The organism is Pseudomonas sp. F1_0610 (assembly GCF_047470865.1).
Taxonomy (GTDB): domain Bacteria; phylum Pseudomonadota; class Gammaproteobacteria; order Pseudomonadales; family Pseudomonadaceae; genus JAZDRH01.
In genome coordinates this window covers 14,140-30,205 of the sequence record NZ_JAZDRH010000012.1, presented here as the reverse complement: position 1 = coordinate 30,205, position 16,066 = coordinate 14,140, and the positions used below count along the sequence as shown (strand labels likewise).

At 43.1% G+C, this 16,066-nt stretch carries 13 protein-coding genes and 1 pseudogene; 8 read left to right on the top strand and 6 right to left on the bottom strand.

Translation table 11 applies throughout. The annotated features are described in order from the left end of the window. The first annotated feature begins 55 nt into the window (after positions 1-55). Together VQ643_RS08440 and VQ643_RS08435 are read left to right on the top strand one after the other, a co-directional pair. Positions 56-427 carry a hypothetical protein gene (locus VQ643_RS08440; RefSeq protein WP_414199222.1) on the top strand — a complete coding sequence of 124 codons (372 nt, stop codon included), beginning with the start codon at positions 56-58 and terminating at the stop codon, positions 425-427. Positions 428-497: 70 nt separating this feature from the next. Continuing rightward, positions 498-1,256 (top strand): class I SAM-dependent methyltransferase, encoded by a 759-nt coding sequence (locus tag VQ643_RS08435; RefSeq protein ID WP_414199221.1) that lies wholly within the window; start codon positions 498-500, stop codon positions 1,254-1,256. Here VQ643_RS08435 and VQ643_RS08430 read toward each other — a convergent pair whose 3' ends face one another. The 5 genes and pseudogenes from VQ643_RS08430 to VQ643_RS08410 form a co-directional block, all read right to left on the bottom strand. Further along, positions 1,257-1,568 carry a hypothetical protein gene (locus VQ643_RS08430; RefSeq protein WP_414199219.1) on the bottom strand — a complete coding sequence of 104 codons (312 nt, stop codon included), beginning with the start codon at positions 1,566-1,568 and terminating at the stop codon, positions 1,257-1,259. It abuts the gene before it with no gap. Between the two features lie 497 nt (positions 1,569-2,065). Next, positions 2,066-3,211: pseudogene (locus tag VQ643_RS08425) on the bottom strand (PepSY-associated TM helix domain-containing protein); the annotation flags it as partial. Positions 3,212-3,290: 79 nt separating this feature from the next. Further along, entirely contained in the window at positions 3,291-4,244 is a 954-nt protein-coding gene (locus tag VQ643_RS08420) for a FecR family protein (RefSeq protein ID WP_414199218.1), read from the bottom strand. Further along, complete coding sequence (locus tag VQ643_RS08415; protein WP_414199215.1) at positions 4,241-4,777, bottom strand: sigma-70 family RNA polymerase sigma factor; 537 nt, start codon at positions 4,775-4,777, stop codon at positions 4,241-4,243. Before VQ643_RS08415 ends, VQ643_RS08420 begins: the two co-directional genes overlap by 4 nt. A gap of 63 nt (positions 4,778-4,840) precedes the next feature. Further along, on the bottom strand, positions 4,841-5,896 hold the full coding sequence (locus tag VQ643_RS08410; RefSeq protein ID WP_414199213.1) for an AraC family transcriptional regulator: 1,056 nt from the start codon (positions 5,894-5,896) through the stop codon (positions 4,841-4,843). 145 nt (positions 5,897-6,041) lie between these two features. Between VQ643_RS08410 and VQ643_RS08405 the strand changes: the two genes are divergently transcribed. Further along, on the top strand, positions 6,042-8,078 hold the full coding sequence (locus tag VQ643_RS08405) for an FAD-dependent oxidoreductase (RefSeq protein ID WP_414199212.1): 2,037 nt from the start codon (positions 6,042-6,044) through the stop codon (positions 8,076-8,078). Between the two features lie 56 nt (positions 8,079-8,134). On the opposite strand, the gene gltA is transcribed toward VQ643_RS08405, so the two are convergent. Next, the gene (gene gltA, locus VQ643_RS08400; RefSeq protein WP_414199210.1) at positions 8,135-9,418 is read right to left on the bottom strand and encodes a citrate synthase; all 1,284 of its coding nucleotides are present in this window, start codon (positions 9,416-9,418) and stop codon (positions 8,135-8,137) included. A gap of 355 nt (positions 9,419-9,773) precedes the next feature. On the opposite strand from gltA, the gene sdhC reads away from it, so the two are divergent. The 5 genes from sdhC (at position 9,774) to VQ643_RS08375 (ending at position 16,065) form a co-directional block, all read left to right on the top strand. Further along, the gene (gene sdhC / locus VQ643_RS08395; protein ID WP_414199208.1) at positions 9,774-10,148 is read left to right on the top strand and encodes a succinate dehydrogenase, cytochrome b556 subunit; all 375 of its coding nucleotides are present in this window, start codon (positions 9,774-9,776) and stop codon (positions 10,146-10,148) included. Continuing rightward, positions 10,142-10,510, top strand: coding sequence for a succinate dehydrogenase, hydrophobic membrane anchor protein (sdhD, locus tag VQ643_RS08390; protein WP_414199207.1), 369 nt, complete (start codon positions 10,142-10,144; stop codon positions 10,508-10,510). The genes sdhC and sdhD overlap by 7 nt, the downstream gene beginning before the upstream one ends. 3 nt (positions 10,511-10,513) lie before the next feature. Next, positions 10,514-12,286 (top strand): succinate dehydrogenase flavoprotein subunit, encoded by a 1,773-nt coding sequence (gene sdhA, locus VQ643_RS08385; protein WP_414199206.1) that lies wholly within the window; start codon positions 10,514-10,516, stop codon positions 12,284-12,286. 11 nt (positions 12,287-12,297) lie between these two features. After that, positions 12,298-13,017: a succinate dehydrogenase iron-sulfur subunit gene (locus tag VQ643_RS08380; protein ID WP_414199204.1), complete on the top strand. Its 720-nt coding sequence runs from the start codon at positions 12,298-12,300 to the stop codon at positions 13,015-13,017. Between the two features lie 213 nt (positions 13,018-13,230). Beyond that, positions 13,231-16,065 (top strand): 2-oxoglutarate dehydrogenase E1 component, encoded by a 2,835-nt coding sequence (locus tag VQ643_RS08375; RefSeq protein ID WP_414199202.1) that lies wholly within the window; start codon positions 13,231-13,233, stop codon positions 16,063-16,065. Position 16,066 lies beyond the last annotated feature (1 nt).

Here is a 16,066-nt window from a genome sequence, read left to right as displayed (position 1 = left end):
CCCATCAAAGATAAACTGCTGCTAAACTGACTGCAGATTTCGTCAGGTAAATACCATGCTGCTAAAACATTCCAAATCGCCCATGTCTGTACGCCGTAAAGCTGTCATTTTAATTATTCTTGCTATTAGTTTAGGTACAGCTATTTACAGTATTTATCAAGAAAACAAGAAGCAAGAATATCGCCAGCAGTTTTTTGCTTCTGCCGTGGCTAAAGTAACCGCTAAAGAGAATATTTCTGCTAAAGAGTGGTATCGCGGCAATATAGACGTTTACACCTTAGTGTTTACGGGTGTGGATGGACGCAATATCACGCGCTTTAAGGTGGAGCTTGAGGGTGAGCATGCTGTAGGTGATGAGCTTAATATTTTCTATAACCCTTCTGATATGGGCGATAAAATATTAATTCAACAAGAAGCAAAGCACTAGCTAATGATAGTCTTAGCCATTGCTTAACCAGCCATTTTGTTAGCATTGACCAAATAGAATAAGGTTTTTTATGTACATTGATTATGGTCCACTTAGTACATTGTATTACGACTTATCTAAGCCTATAGGCCATTCACTAGATGGTGATATTGAATTTTATAGAGAGCAACTGGCTGATATTTCAGGCACTATTTTAGAGCCAGCAGTGGGTACTGGGCGTATCTTAGTGCCCCTTTTGCAGGCAGGTTTTGATATTGAAGGGCTAGATAATAGTGCTTTTATGTTGGAAAAATGCCAGCAAAACTGCCAGCAATATGGGCAGCTTGCTCAGTTATATCAAGCTGATATGACATCCTTTAATCTAGTTAAGCGCTATGATGCCATTATTATTCCCACGGGTTCATTTTGTTTAATTACAGATTTTCAGCAAGCAAAAAAAGCCTTGAAAGCCTGTTATATGCATTTAAACAAGGGGGCCAAGCTAATAGTAGATTTAGATTTTCCTATGCAGTGGAAAGATCAAAAAGAAACAGTCTATAGCTTACCTATTAATGCTCAGAAAGGACTCTTATTAACAGCAAGGCAGCAGGCTATTAGCTGGCATACGCAAACCACAGAGCAGCTGCTTAAATATGAGTTATATGAAAAAGGCGTATTAACACAAACTGAACTTCAACGCTTTGTTTTACGTTGGTATGGATTAGAGGAATTTAGATTATTACTTAATAGCATTGGCTTTACTAAAGTGCGCTGTTGTGCTGATTATGATTGGTCAAAACCAGCGCAACAAGCAATGAATACTGTCACTTTTGAAGCGATAAAAGCCTAATTATTTCAGGCTTGCTCCTTCAACAATGGCTGTATGCCCTGCGCCTACATCCATCAAAATGTAGAAAGGTTCGCTGGGCTTTTTAAAACGGATTTCTGACTTATCGTCCAGCTTAGAATGAATCAAAATTGTTTCTTGATCATTGATTACATCCAGTGTGACCTGTCTGGCTGAACTACCATCACTAAAACCGCCTTTGCAGTGAATCATGTCCTGCTCTTGTAACTTGCAGTTTAAGTACGGAGCATGAGCCAACGCAGAACCAGTAAAGCTTGCAAGCATACAAAGCAAACCTAAAGTTAATTTACGCATGTTTATTTTCCTTGTTGTTTTAACCATTGAATAGTGGCAGGAGAAGCTTCGCTAAGAGGTAACGTCGCTTGATGCACTGATCCATCCCAGCCCTCCACGGTGAGAAACAAAAGTGCATCAAGCGACGTATCTGGGTTAACCACAATTTCTGTAAATAAACGATAAGGTGAGCCAGAAAATAATCCGCCTGCAGTACGTAAACTTCGAGGCTTACCTAGGTTTAAGTACATAGCCTTAATTTGCTGGCTATCAGCTAAACTTATGGCCGCAGTAAACTCTTTTTCATAGCCAATATAGGCTTCTGCTTCTGGCGCTTCGTCATGCATTTCGGCTAGTTTAACCGTCCAAGGCCCTACCGAAATATCACCTATAATATGTTCTCCTAGCCCTAGTGCACCGCGGTTAAAGGCTTGGTCATGGAAGTATTGCGACATAAAGTAGATAGGAATACAGACTAATAGTATGTTCAGATGAAAACGCCAGCGTTTCCATAAACTAGGTTTGTTCTGAGGTGATTTTTTAAGTAGTGCTTGGGTGGCATGCCAGGTTCGTTTAGTCCAAATGAGCAAGCCACTGAGAACCATAAAGGTTAAGAGCAAGCCAAAGAAGAACCAGAGTAATTTGATCCATAATCCACCAAAATCCCCCGTATGTAATGGACGCATTGATTCAGCAAAGAACTCGAAGGCGTTACGGTCACTGAGTAGGCGGGTACTCATAATTTCCCCTGTGTAGGGATTTACTTCTGCCGATTGACTCATTAACGGGTAAGTGCCCATGCCCCATACGGTGATAGGGCTGTAAGCATCGCTGTTTAAGCCAATGTAGAGTGGTGTTAATGTGGGAATATGTTGCTTTACGTTTTCCAGAATATGCTCAATGCTAGCTTTTTCAGGTAAGCCTGTTGATTGTGGAACTGCATCACGTGCAATAAGTACAATATCTTGCTGGCTACGATAGGTAATTTGGTTATCTGCCATAATAGCTTGCGCCATAAACCAAATACCTGTTACAGCCATAATAAAAATAAAAGCGATCGACCATAAGCCCGCTAACCGGTGGAAGTCACCCCAGAAAATTCGTGCGCCTTTACTAATGCGCAGACGAGGCTTTAAAAAGCCTTTCCAAAACTTTTTATAAACAACTAAGCCTGTAATTAAAGAGGCCAGCATAGGCAATGCCATTAAACAAACTAAATACCACCCCCAACTATAGCCATTCGTAAAAGGCACCAGCCACCAGCCATGGAGTGCACGGGTAAACTGCTTAAAGTTGAAGTCAGGACTTTGCCCTTGGATTTTTCCTGTATAAGGATTGACGTAATAACTTAGCTTTTGCCCGTCAGGTAAGTTTCCTTGGACAACAAGTGCAAAGTGGCTTTCGCTGGGGCGATCAAAGTAATTAATAAAAAATTCAGGTTTTTGTTGGTTAACTTCTTTAATTATAGCGTCGTAAGACAGGCGTGGCGTATCGTCATCAGGTGCACTGGCACGTACAGATGGATCCACTAGCCAAACAATTTCTTGGCTTACAGTAGCCAAGGTACCTGTTAAGCAAATGATGAGCATGAAAAACCAAATAGGCAAAGCAAGGTAACTGTGCACTAAAAACCAAATTTTAGCGCGATTAGGTTGTTTGGACATAAGGAAGGACTGCTACAAAAATAAATGAATAGGGCTTTATGTTAAAGACGGATAAGCTTGTCAAAACCCGTAATTCTTTTTAAGCAGCACTAAAACGTATCCAAAAAGGTGTAACTTGCTCATAGCGTACAGGTAAGGAGTTAGCTAGTGCTAAATAGGCTTGCTCAATATGGGCAAGCTGAAATACACCTGATACTTCTAGTTGGGAGATAGAGTCATCGTAGGTAATCCAGCCACGTTGATATCTATTTAACTCTGCTAACAATTGTGCCAGCGGCATTTGACGTACCACTAATTGCTTGCGTGTCCAAGCTATAGGTGTTTGGCGATGATTATTTGTTGTAATGACTTGATGCGCAGTAATTTCATAGGTATTCGGCGAGGCAAGTTCAATAACGCTTTGGTCATTGCGTTTAGCCAGTGCTGTACCTTGCTGCAGATATACTTGAGTGGTATCACCTTGTAAACGTACAGCGATTTGAGCGTCACGTGCTTTAAGTCGTAGATGGCTAGTTAAAATATGCATGGCTAGACGGTGATGCTGTGCAATTTCAACAAAGAGTTCGCCTTTAAGAAGAGAAATACGGCGGTTGTTATCATCAACTGTGATATCTAAGGCGGTATTGGTATTGAGTATCAGCTTTGAACCATCGCTTAATTTGAAGTCTTGAATTTCGCCTACCGTTGTTTTTAGATCAGCAGTAAAACTTAGCCAGCTTTGCTCTTTCCATGCCCAATAACCAACAGGTAGTGCAAGGCCACATAGGGCTAATAATTTTAAAGCTTGGCGACGGCTATAACGGGGCGCTTGAGTGGTAAGCGTTTGTAATGCTAAAGCACCATTAAGCCGCTTAACCTGAGCTAATTGTTGCTCAGTTTGTTGCAAGGCTTGCCATGCCTGTTCATGCAAAGGGTCGACTTGGCGCCAATCAGTTATTGCCTTGCTAACAGAGGCCGTATTTTCACCACTATGTAATTTAACTAGCCAATCAATAGCTTGATCTAAAATAGCATCAGGTATTGAGTTGCTCATGACTCAGTCGCTTTCCAGCTCATTTGTAATTTAAAGCAATGCTTAATAGCGCTGGCCATATATTTTTCCACTGAACTTAGGCTGATATTTAGCTGTTGCGCAATTTCTTTATAGGTTAAACCTTCAAGACGTGACAATAAAAACGCTAGGCGAGCTTTAGGGGCTAAACCATCGAGCAGAATATCAAGCTGGGCTAGCGCTTCTAATAAGAGTAATTTTATTTCTGGCGAAGGTGCATGATTTTCAGGTAACTGAGAGATAACTTTTAAATAATTTTGCTCAACTTTCTCGCGCCGTATTTTATCCACTAAAAGGCCGTGCGCTACGGTAGATAGCCAAGCTTTGGGTTGCTGTAGCTCAGCAATAAGTTGCTGACGTCCAAGCAGTTGCATAAAGGTATCTTGGGCTAAATCTTCAACCTGCTCAGCGTGCGCTAGACGTCGGCGCAACCAATTGATTAGCCAGGCATGGTGAGAAAGATAGAGGTTATGAAATTGCTGGCAGTGATTTGTCACTAGAGTGGAGCTAGACACAAAACATGTACTCAAACTGATAATTGTTATCATTATGATTTGTCTGTAGCAAAAAACAACCATCTAGGTCAGATTTTGATTGTATTGATCAATGGCTTGTTTACGGTAGCAGCCAGGCGTTAGGTTGCTCCAGCGTTTAAATGCGCGTTGAAACGCCTCGGGGGAGGAAAATCCCAATAACCAAGCAATTTCACTAAAGCTTAATTCAGTATCACTAATATAAGTACTGGCTAATGAATAGCGAACTTGGTTGATAAGTTGGCGAAATTGAACGCCTTCAGCTTCTAATTTGCGGCGCAAGGTCCAGGCAGGGAGTTTTACTAAGGAGGCTATTTGTTCAAGAGTAGGCTCACCATTTTTAAGCGCTGTCGCTAATAAATGAGTGATGCGTTCACGCCAGGTAAAGGTCTGTTTCAGCTGTTCTAATTGGCTAAAACAAAGACTTTTTATCGCTTCAAAGGTACTACTGCAAAACCTAGGATTACTAAGAGCAAGTTGTTCATTGCTAAGAAAAATACGATTTTCTTTAGCATTAAAATGAGGCTGGCAATGCAGAAAGTTAGCATAGGCGGCATAGTAACTAGGGGGAGCATATTCAATTTCTACACGCTCAGGTTTAATCGACTCTTGGCATAATTCACTTAGTTGGGTGCACCAACCCTTTAACACAGACTCAACAACAAAACGATTAAAATCGTTATAAGGGCTAATCGAATAAAAACTTAGCCAGGCACCTTGGTTGGCTTCTAGCTTAAAACAACTTTGCCCTCGATAGTTTTGCGCATAGAGCGGTTCTAATTCCTGAAATAACCATGCGGCAGTTCTAACGTTAGGAGCTTGTGCAATGCAGAGACCGGCTAAGCCTAAAAAGTTTGTACTGGTAAAACGTCCCATTAATAAGCCGAAGTCTTGGCGTTGGCTCAGTACAGTGGCGGCGTGTCCTAAGCGCATATAGCGGGCAATGGATAAACGACCATGAGCTGAGCTTAGTTTCTTTTCGGTTAAACCAAAACGGGTAAATAGCTCGCGGTCATCTATAGTTAAATGAGCTAAAGCAAGACGAATGCTTTGCGTAAAACCTACGCTCACTTCACCAAGTCGAATTTTTTTAGCAGACATACAAAAGCCTTCTAAGTTTTTCTTTAGTGTATGTTTAAGTTATTAAGTTGTCATTTATAGTCATTGTTATACCTTTGGGTAGTGATTATGTTGGCTCTAACAATAAATAAGGCGAACGCCTATCGTGTTTACTAGAGGAGAGGGTATGAGCAATCCATACTACCCACATTTATTAGCGCCATTAGATTTAGGCTTTACCACATTAAAAAACCGTACCCTTATGGGTTCAATGCACACTGGGTTAGAAGAGCAAAAAAATGGCTTTGAGCGAATGGCTGTGTATTTTGCAGAGCGTGCTAGAGGTGGCGTTGCTCTAATGGTTACAGGTGGCATTGCTCCTAATGAAGAAGGAGCTGTTTATAAAGGCGCGGCCAAACTAACCACAAGTGAAGAAGCAGCTAAACATAAAATAGTGACTGAAGCTGTACATGCAGAAGATGGGAAAATTTGCTTACAGATTTTGCATGCAGGGCGTTATGCCTATAGTCCAAATTCAGTTGCACCTAGTGCTATTCAAGCGCCAATTAATCCATTTAAACCTAAAGCGCTAGATGCAGAAGGTATTGAAAAGCAGATCAATGACTTTATTAACTGCGCCAAGCTAGCCCAAGAGGCTGGTTATGATGGTGTGGAAATAATGGGCTCAGAAGGCTACTTTATTAACCAGTTTTTAGTAGCCCAGACTAATCATCGTGATGACGAGTGGGGCGGTAGCTATGAAAATCGTATGCGCTTACCCGTTGAAATAGTCAAGCGAGTACGCCAAGCTGTTGGCGAGCGTTTTATTATTATTTATCGCCTCTCTATGCTGGATTTAGTTGAACAAGGCAGCAATTGGGAAGAGATTGTAGTATTGGCTAAAGCTATTGAACAGGCTGGCGCTACTATTATCAATACAGGTATTGGTTGGCATGAAGCACGTATTCCGACTATTGCAACCAGTGTGCCTAGAGCAGCCTTTGCGCGCGTTACTGGTAAGTTGCGTGCGAGTGTAAAAATTCCATTAATTACCACTAATCGTATTAACACGCCTGATATTGCAGAAAAAATCTTAGCCGAAGGCAATGCCGATATGGTGTCTATGGCGCGGCCATTTTTGGCTGACCCTGAGTTTGTTAATAAAGCGGCTGCTGGTAAGGCAGAGCGTATTAATACCTGTATTGGTTGTAACCAAGCTTGTTTGGATCATACCTTTGCTGGAAAGCTAACCAGTTGCTTGGTGAATCCTCGGGCATGCCATGAAACTGAGTTAAATTATATTGCGACAGAAAAGCCTAAAAAAATTGCTGTTGTTGGTGCAGGTCCCGCGGGATTGGCAGCTGCTACTGTGGCAGCGCAGCGTGGGCATAAGGTGAGTTTATTTGATGCGGCCAATGAAATTGGCGGGCAATTTAATGTAGCAAAACTTATTCCAGGTAAAGACGAGTTTTACGAAACATTACGCTACTTCAAATATCGCCTTGAAGATACAGGGGTAGATTTGCAATTAAATAAAGCAGTGACCGCTAAAATGCTGATTGATGAAGGCTTTGATGAAATCATTTTAGCGACAGGTATTGCTCCACGTTTACCTGAAATTGAAGGTATTGAGCATCCTAAAGTTATGAATTATCTTGAGGCGATTAAAGGCTTAAAACCTATAGGTAATAAGGTGGCTGTGATTGGAGCAGGTGGTATTGGTTTTGATGTATCTGAATTTATTACACATCAAGGTGAATCTACCAGTACTAATATTGAAGCCTTTTGGAAAGCCTGGGGGATTGATCTAGATTTACAGGTCCGAGGCGGTGTGCAAGGGATTAAACCACAGATCGAGCCAGCAGCCCGTGAAGTGTATTTATTGCAGCGTAAAAAGACCAAGGTAGGTGACGGCCTAGGTAAAACTACAGGTTGGATTCATCGTGCTGAGCTTAAAAATAAAAATGTACAGATGATTAATAACTGCCAGTACTTAAAAATCGATGATCAAGGATTACATATCAGTATTGCTGAAGGTGAGCCAAAAGTATTACCCGTTGATAACGTGATTATTTGTGCTGGGCAACTTCCTAAACGTGATCTGTATGATGACTTGATCGCAGCTGGACAAAGCGTAAACTTAATTGGTGGAGCAGATGTCGCAGCTGAGTTAGATGCAAAGCGTGCCATTAATCAAGGTTCGCGTGTTGCTGCGCAAATTTAGTGTTCATGAACTAAAAAAGCTGCCAATTTGGCAGCTTTTTTATGTGTTACAAAATATTAACGCTTGTCAGTAGGTACGTAGTCACGCTTAGTGTGACCTGTATAAAGCTGACGAGGACGACCGATTTTGTAAGGTCCAGAGAGCATTTCTGTCCAGTGAGAAATCCAGCCAGCAGTGCGCGACATGGCGAAGATTACTGTGAACATGCTAGTTGGGATACCAATAGCTTTTAAGATAATACCTGAGTAGAAGTCTACGTTCGGGTATAGACCACGCGCTTTGAAGTATTCGTCATTGAGTGCGATTTCTTCAAGTTTCATAGCTAACTCTAGCTGTGGATCATTAATTCCAAGCTCTGCAAGTACTTCGTCACAGGTTTGCTTCATGACTTTGGCGCGAGGGTCAAAGTTTTTATAAACACGGTGACCAAAGCCCATTAGCTTAAATGGATCATTTTTGTCTTTCGCTTTGGCAATATAGGTTTCAATATTAGAAACATCACCAATTTCGTCTAGCATGCGTAATACTGCTTCGTTTGCACCACCATGAGCAGGTCCCCAAAGTGCGGCAATACCCGAGGCAATACAAGCAAATGGGTTAGCGCCTGATGAGCCAGCTAAACGTACAGTCGAAGTAGAAGCATTTTGCTCATGATCCGCGTGAAGGATGAAAATACGATCCATAGCACGTGCTAAAACAGGGCTAATTGGCTTAATTTCAGCAGGCGTATTGAACATCATGTGCAGGAAGTTTTCTGCATAACTTAGGTCGTTACGCGGATACATGATTGGTTGGCCGATTGAGTATTTGTAAACCATAGCTGCAATGGTTGGCAGCTTAGCAATTAAACGATGTGCAGAGATCTCACGATGACGAGGGTTAGCAATGTCTAATGAGTCGTGGTAGAAGGCAGATAGTGCGCCAACAATGCCGCACATTACCGCCATTGGGTGCGCATCACGACGGAAACCATTTAAAAATGATTTTAGTTGCTCATGCACAATAGTGTGACGCGTAATAGTGTCTTCAAACTTAGCTTTTTCTTCTGCGCTAGGTAGTTCGCCGTAGATCAGTAAGTAGCACGTTTCTAGGTAATCAGACTCTGCTGCTAATTGCTCAATTGGGTAACCACGGTGTAATAAAATACCTTTGTCACCATCAATAAAGGTAATAGCAGACTCGCAAGAAGCTGTTGACAAGAAGCCTGGGTCGTAGGTGAAGTGGCCGCTGTTAATTAGACTACGAACGTCAATTACATCAGGGCCCATGGTGCCGCTAAGAATTGGTAGTTCAACAGGCGCCTGCCCATCAATCAGCAATTGCGCTTTTTTGTCAGCCATGTTGGCCTCCTAGTTATGCTTTAAAATCATCACGACTCATGCAAGTGAGCCGGCAACATAATAAATCGACAAAAATGAATGTCAATTTGCACTAATAGACTATAGAGAGTAGCAGATTAGAGCTGCGAAAAGATTCAATTGATAATAATGCGCTAAAAATAAATATCCTCACTATTGGCTTTTAGGCGTAGAGCTGTCCGTTGTCAATTACTATTAAATTGTCCTATACTTCCAAACCGACCATTAAAGGCTTTGACCAAATGTTGATGGTTGAAACCCCTGGTGTTTCGATGCAAAGCATCTTCCTAACAACTTTCCGCCCTGTGGTTTGGGGCTCTCTAAGTGTGAATACGCCGTGAATAGCCAACGACCTGTAAACCTAGATCTTCGGACTATAAAACTCCCAATCACTGCATATGTCTCCATTTTGCATCGCGCTGCTGGCGTGTTGTTATTTGTAGGCTTAGCAATTCTGCTTTATGGCTTGGATAAGTCTTTGTCTTCAGAACAAGGTTTTGCTGAAGTAAAAGAATGTTTAAAAAGTCCATTGGCAAAATTTGTAGTGTGGGTATTACTTTCTGGTCTTCTGTACCACATGACTATGGGGATCCGTCACCTAATTCAAGACATGGGCTTTTGTGAAACGCTGCAAGGCGGTCGCCTAAGTGCCAAAATTGCGTTAGTGATTGCGATTGTCCTAATTGTTCTTGCAGGAGTCTGGGTATGGTAACCAATGTAACTAACTTTTCGCGTTCAGGACTGTACGACTGGATGGCGCAACGTGTATCTGCGGTGGTATTAGCGGTTTACACACTTTTTCTTTTGGGCTATGTAATTGCTAACCCAGATTTGAGCTACACCGAATGGAGCGCTCTTTTCCATAAGCCTTGGATGCGTATTTTTAGCTTGATGGCATTAGTGTCAACAGCAGTGCACGCATGGGTAGGTATGTGGGCGGTAACCACTGACTACTTAACACCAATGACTTTTGGCAAGTGGGCAACAGGCGTGCGCTTTTTAGTGCAAGTTCTGTGCGGCATGTTGATGTTTGTGCTCTTCGTGTGGGGCATCCAAATCCTGTGGGGAATGTAAGACATGGCTAGTATCCGTACACTAACATTTGACGCCATCATCGTAGGTGGCGGCGGCGCGGGTATGCGCGCTTCTTTGCAGTTGGCACAAGGTGGCCATAAAACTGCAGTAATTTCTAAAGTATTCCCTACGCGCTCCCACACAGTGTCTGCGCAAGGTGGTATTACTTGCGCCATCGCATCGGCTGACCCGAATGATGATTGGCGTTGGCATATGTATGATACCGTTAAAGGCTCTGATTATATTGGTGACCAAGACGCTATCGAATACATGTGCTCAGTAGGTCCAGAGGCTGTATTTGAGCTGGAACATATGGGCTTACCTTTCTCACGTACTGAGCAAGGCCGTATTTACCAGCGTCCTTTCGGTGGCCAGTCGAAAAACTTTGGTCAAGGTGGGCAAGCGGCTCGTACCTGTGCTGCAGCTGACCGTACGGGGCATGCCTTGCTACATACCTTGTATCAAAATAACTTAAAACATGGCACGCAATTCTTAAACGAATGGTACGCCGTTGATTTAGTTAAAAACCAAGACAACGCAGTCGTAGGTGTCATCGCTATTTGCATGGAAACAGGTGAAACTGTTTACATTCGTGCAAAAGCCGTTGTATTAGCAACGGGCGGTGCAGGTCGTATTTATGCCTCAACTACAAACGCTCTGATCAATACAGGTGATGGCGTTGGTATGGCGTTACGTGCTGGCTTTGCTGTGCAAGATATGGAAATGTGGCAGTTCCACCCAACGGGTATTGCGGGTGCTGGTGTTCTTGTAACAGAAGGTTGCCGTGGTGAGGGTGGTTATCTCATTAACAAGCATGGTGAGCGTTTCATGGAGCGCTATGCGCCAAACGCCAAAGACCTTGCAAGCCGTGACGTGGTAGCACGTTCAATGGTTAAAGAGATCTTAGCAGGCAACGGTTGCGGCCCTAATGGCGACCATGTAATGCTTAAACTTGACCATTTAGGTGAAGAAACATTACATAGCAAGTTGCCAGGTATTTGTGAGCTATCTAAAACCTTCGCTCACGTTGACCCAGTTGTTGCGCCGGTACCAGTAGTACCAACTTGTCACTATATGATGGGTGGTATTGCAACCAACGTGCACGGTCAGGCAATCATGCAAGATGCGCAAGGCAACGACAAAATTATCGAAGGCTTGTTTGCTGTAGGTGAAGTGTCATGTGTATCTGTTCATGGTGCTAACCGCTTAGGTGGTAACTCACTGCTTGACTTGGTCGTATTTGGTCGCGCAACGGGCTTATTCCTAGAGCAATCATTAAAAGATGGCGTTGAAGTACGTAGCGCAGGTAGCTCAGATGTTGAGCAATCACTTTCTCGTTTGGCTGCGTTAAATGAGCGCACAACAGGCGAAGAAGTAGCGCCATTAAAACGTGACTTGCAAACTTGCATGCAGAACTACTTTGGTGTGTTCCGCACGGGTGAGTTTATGCACAAAGGTGTTAAAGAGCTTGAAAGCCTACGTGAGCGTATTGCTACCGTTAAAATTAACGATAAGAGCGGTGCGTTTAACACGGCACGTATCGAAGCGCTTGAACTGCAAAACATGTTAGAAGTGGCTGAAGCAACAGCTATCTCTGCTGAAATTCGTACTGAATCTCGCGGCGCGCATGCGCGTGAAGATTACGAAGATCGTGATGATGAGAACTGGTTATGCCACACTATGTACTTCCCAGAAGACAAACGTGTTGCTAAACGTGCTGTAAACTTCGAGCCAAAAACTGTTCCTGCATTTGAGCCAAAAGCTCGTACTTACTAAGGGCTATCGATATGTCGCTACCTAAAACGTTAGACGTTAGCGTTTATCGCTACAATCCAGAGCAAGATGCTGCTCCAGCCATGCAAACATTCCAAGTGGAAATTGATGGCAAAGATATGATGGTGCTAGATGTTCTAGCGCTGATCAAAGAGCAAGACGAAAGTTTTGCTTACCGTCGTTCATGCCGTGAAGGTGTGTGTGGTTCTGACGGTATGAACTTATCTGGTAAAAATGGTTTGGCCTGTATCACTCCATTGTCTGCTGTAGTAAAAGGCAATAAATTAGTGATTCGTCCACTACCAGGCTTACCTATTATTCGTGACCTAGTTGTTGATATGAGCATTTTCTATCAACAATATGAAAAAGTTCAGCCATTTTTACAGAACAATACGCCAGCTCCAGCAATCGAGCGTTTGCAATCGCCTGCAGACCGTGAAAAAATCGACGGCTTGTATGAGTGTATTTTATGTGCATGCTGTTCAACCAGCTGTCCATCATTCTGGTGGAACCCAGATAAATTCTTGGGTCCTGCTGCACTACTGCAAGCCTATCGCTTTTTGGCGGATACCCGTGATAATCAAACGCAAGAGCGTTTGTCACGTTTAGACGATCCATTTAGTGTTTTTCGTTGCCACAACATTATGAACTGTGTGAACGTTTGTCCTAAGGGTCTTAACCCAACCCGAGCAATTGGTCACATCCGTAGTATGTTGTTGCAAAGCGGAACCTAATGTACAGTTTAAGCCTGCGCAAAAATTGTGTAGGCTTGACCGTAAACAACGCTACAATGATTTGTAGCGTTTTTTTAAATGAAAAATATGACCAGCAGGAGTAGCCGAGTAGTTTCGGGCTATCAAAAAAACCAAGGGTCGCATAGTCGCTGTGTGTGACTAGCAAGTCGCCAAGGTTTTAGTGGTAGAACTCCTAACCAAGGGTGACCTAGCATGCAAGAAAGCGTAATGCAGCGCATGTGGAACAGCGCTTACCTATCCGGTGGCAATGCTTCCTATGTTGAAGAGTTATATGAGCTCTATCTGCACGATCCTAACGCTGTGCCGGAAGAGTGGCGCACCTATTTTGATAAGCTTCCCGCTGAGAGTGGCGCTGTATCTACAGATGTGGCTCATTCAACGATTCGTGAGCAGTTCATTCTGCTTGGGAAGAATCAACACAGAGCTCAACCTGTAGCTGCGGGCACTGTTAGCAGTGCTTATGAAAAGAAGCAGGTTGAAGTTTTACGGCTCATTCAAGCGTATCGTATGCGTGGGCATCAAGCCTCTCAGCTTGATCCATTAGGTATATGGGTTCGTCCTACGCCTTCAGACCTTACTATTAATCATTATGGTCTGACAGATGCTGATTTAGATACTGAGTTCCAAACAGGTGATCTAAATATCGGCAAAGAAAGAGCAACGCTAAAGGAAATCCTAACAGCGCTGCAAGAGACATATTGTCGCACTATAGGTGCTGAATATACGCATATTACTGATTCTGAGCAGCGTCGTTGGTTTCAACAGCGTTTAGAAACAGTGCGTGCTCGCCCAGTTTATTCAAAAGAAGTTAAAACGCATTTGCTTGAGCGTTTAACCGCTGGCGAAGGTTTAGAGAAATATTTGGGTACAAAATATCCAGGTACTAAACGCTTTGGCTTAGAAGGTGGTGAGAGCTTAATTCCATTAGTTGATGAAATTATTCAACGCTCTGGTTCTTATGGTGCCAAAGAAATTGTTATTGGTATGGCACACCGTGGACGTCTAAACGTTCTGGTTAATACCTATGGCAAAAATCCTCGTGATTTATTTGACGAATTTGATGGTAAACGCAATGAAGAGCTAGCCTCAGGTGACGTTAAATATCACCAAGGTTTTTCTTCTAACGTGATGACACCCGGTGGCGAAGTTCACCTAGCACTTAACTTTAACCCATCACACTTAGAGATTGTGTCTCCTGTGGTTGAGGGGTCGGTTCGTGCTCGTCAAGATCGTCGTAACGATCCTGTTGGTGACAAAGTGGTTCCTATTACCATTCACGGCGACTCTGCATTTGCAGGTCAAGGTGTGGTTATGGAAACATTCCAAATGTCACAAACCCGTGCCTATAAAACGGGTGGTACTATTCGTATCGTTATTAACAACCAAGTAGGCTTCACAACTAGCAATCCAGAAGATACTCGCTCAACAGAGTACTCAACTGATGTGGCTAAAATGATCCAAGCACCTGTGCTACACGTTAATGGTGATGATCCAGAAGCTGTATTATTTGTTACACAATTGGCGGTTGATTACCGCATGCAATTTAAACGTGACATCGTCATTGATTTAGTTTGCTATCGCCGTCGTGGCCATAACGAAGCTGACGAGCCAAGTGGTACTCAACCATTGATGTACCAAAAAGTAACTAAACAACCAACAACTCGTGAGCTTTTTGCTAAACAGCTCGAAGCAGAAGGTGTGTTATCTAACGAAGAAACACAAAACCTAGTTAACGAGTACCGCGATGCATTAGACAACGGTTTGCATGTTGTTAAGAGCTTAGTAAAAGAGCCTAATAAAGAGCTATTTGTTGATTGGCGTCCTTATCTAGGCCATAAGTGGACTTCTCACTTTGATACGAGCTTTGATCTAAAAACGCTACAAGAATTGACCTTGAAAATGCAAGAAACGCCAGATGGCTTTGTGGTGCAGCGTCAAGTGTCAAAAATTCTTGAAGACCGTCGTAAGATGGCGGCAGGTGGTTTGCCAATTAACTGGGGCTTTGCTGAAATGGCGGCTTATGCCACTATTTTGTTTGATGGCCACCCAGTGCGGATGACTGGTCAAGACGTGGGGCGTGGTACTTTCTCACACCGTCATGCAAACTTACATAGCCAAAAGGATGCGTCTGTCTATAATCCGTTGCAGCATCTATTTAAAGATCAGCCACGTTTTGATTTATACGATTCATTCTTATCGGAAGAAGCTGTTTTAGCCTTTGAGTATGGCTATGCCAGCACTATGCCAAATGCCTTGGTTATTTGGGAAGCACAGTTTGGTGACTTTGCTAATGGTGCGCAGGTAGTTATTGACCAGTTCATTTCAAGTGCTGAAACCAAATGGGGTCGCTTATCAGGTCTAACCATGTTGTTGCCTCACGGTTACGAAGGTCAAGGCCCAGAGCACTCATCAGCTCGTTTAGAGCGTTACTTGCAACTATGTGCAGAGCACAATATTCAAGTATGCGTTCCAACAACACCTGCTCAGGTTTACCATATGTTGCGCCGTCAAATTAAGCGCCCATTGCGTAAACCATTAATCGCCTTAACTCCTAAGTCATTACTGCGTCATAAACTAGCTGTATCTAGTTTAGAAGACCTAGCTAATGGTGCGTTCCAACCTGTAATCGGTGAAATCGATCAGTTGGATAACAGTAAAGTTAAGCGTATTGTTCTGTGTAGCGGTAAGGTTTACTACGACTTACTCGAAAAACGCCGTGCAGAAGAGCGTAACGATACAGCCATCGTCCGCATCGAGCAGCTGTATCCGTTCCCAGAGGAAGAATTGGCCGCTGAATTGGCAAAATATCCAAACACCACTGATATTGTTTGGTGCCAAGAAGAACCAATGAACCAAGGTGCTTGGTATTGCAGTCAGCATCACATGCGTCGCGTAATTAAGGGCTTTAAATCAGCACTTGAATTACAATACGCAGGACGTGAAAGCTCTGCTTCACCTGCTTGCGGTTATGCTTCGATGCACGCTGAACAACAGCAGAAATTGCTGGAAGATGCGTTTACTGTGTAAT